Genomic DNA, 1,308 nt, shown 5'->3' with positions numbered 1-1,308 from the left:
TGGTTGAGGAACCAGTACCGCTGCTGGGCGGGCGAGAGCGGGATGCGCTCGGGCCGCTTGCCCGCGGTCAGTTCCGGCCTGGCCCGGCCGCTGCCAGCCAGCGCCTCGACCCGGGCGGCCAGGGCGGCCACCGTGGAGGCGTCGAACAGGTCGCGCACCGCCAGCTGGGTGTCGAGCGTCTTGCCGAGACGGGCGACGACCTGGGTGGCCACCAGCGAGTTGCCGCCGAGTTCGAAGAAGTCGTCATCGAGACCGACCCGGTTCACGCCGAGCACCTCGCCGAAGGTGCCCGCCACGATCTCCTCCACCGGGGTCGAGGGCGCACGGAACGCCTTGACCTCGAAGACGGGAGCGGGCAGCGCCTTGCGGTCCAGCTTGCCGGAGGCGTTGAGCGGGAACTCGTCGAGCACCACGAACGCGGCGGGCACCATGTAGCCGGGCAGCTCGGCCGCCAGCGCGGCGCGCACCGCCTCGGTGTCCACCGGCCGGTCGGCGGCGGGCACCAGGTAGCCGACCAGCTGGTCGCCGAGCCGCTCGTCGGAGCGGACCACCACGACGGCCTGGGCGACCTCGTCCAGCGCGGTGAGCGCGGACTCGATCTCACCCAGCTCGATGCGCAGACCGCGCAGCTTCACCTGGAAGTCGGTGCGGCCCAGGTACTCCAACTCGCCGTCGGCCGTCCACGCCACCAGGTCACCGGTGCGGTACATGCGCTCACCCGTGCCGAACGGGTCGGCCACGAACCGGTCCGCGGTCAGGTCGGGACGCGCCACATAGCCGCGCGCCAGCTGGACGCCTGCCAGGTACAGCTCACCCGCCACACCGACGGGGACCGGGTTCAGGCGCGAATCCAGCACGTGCACCCTGGTGTTGAAGACCGGGGCGCCGATCGGCACCGACACCGTGTCGTCGGCGGTGACCTCGTGGTAGGTCACGTCGACGGCGGCCTCGGTGGGGCCGTACAGATTGTGCAGGCGCGCGCCGGTCAGCTCGCGCAGCTTCTGCGCGGTGACCGAGGGCAGCGCCTCACCGGAGGCGAAGACGTTGCGCAGGCTGGTGCACGCGGGGCCGTCCTCGCTCAGGTTCGCCACGAAGACCGACATCATCGACGGCACGAAGTGCGCGGTGGTGATGCGCTCGCCTGCGATGATCTCGGCCAGGTAGCCGGGATCGCGGTGACCGTCCGGCCTGGCCACGACCAGGCGCGCGCCGATCTGCAACGGCCAGAAGAACTCCCACACCGACACGTCGAAGGTGGCCGGGGTCTTCTGCAGCACCACGTCGTCGCGGGTCAGCTCGTACTCCGAC

1 protein-coding gene is annotated in these 1,308 nt (G+C 71.4%); it reads right to left on the bottom strand.

What is annotated here, in order from left to right; all coding sequences use genetic code 11:
• The coding region (locus QH283_RS06400) for an AMP-binding protein (protein ID WP_280502091.1) at positions 1-1,308 on the bottom strand (1,308 nt) is incomplete at both ends.

Origin of the sequence: Nocardia farcinica (genome assembly GCF_029867845.1) — a bacterium.
Lineage (GTDB): Bacteria > Actinomycetota > Actinomycetes > Mycobacteriales > Mycobacteriaceae > Nocardia > Nocardia farcinica_A.
The sequence above is the reverse complement of the archived record's forward strand: the minus strand, read 5'-3'. Positions and strand labels throughout refer to the sequence as shown.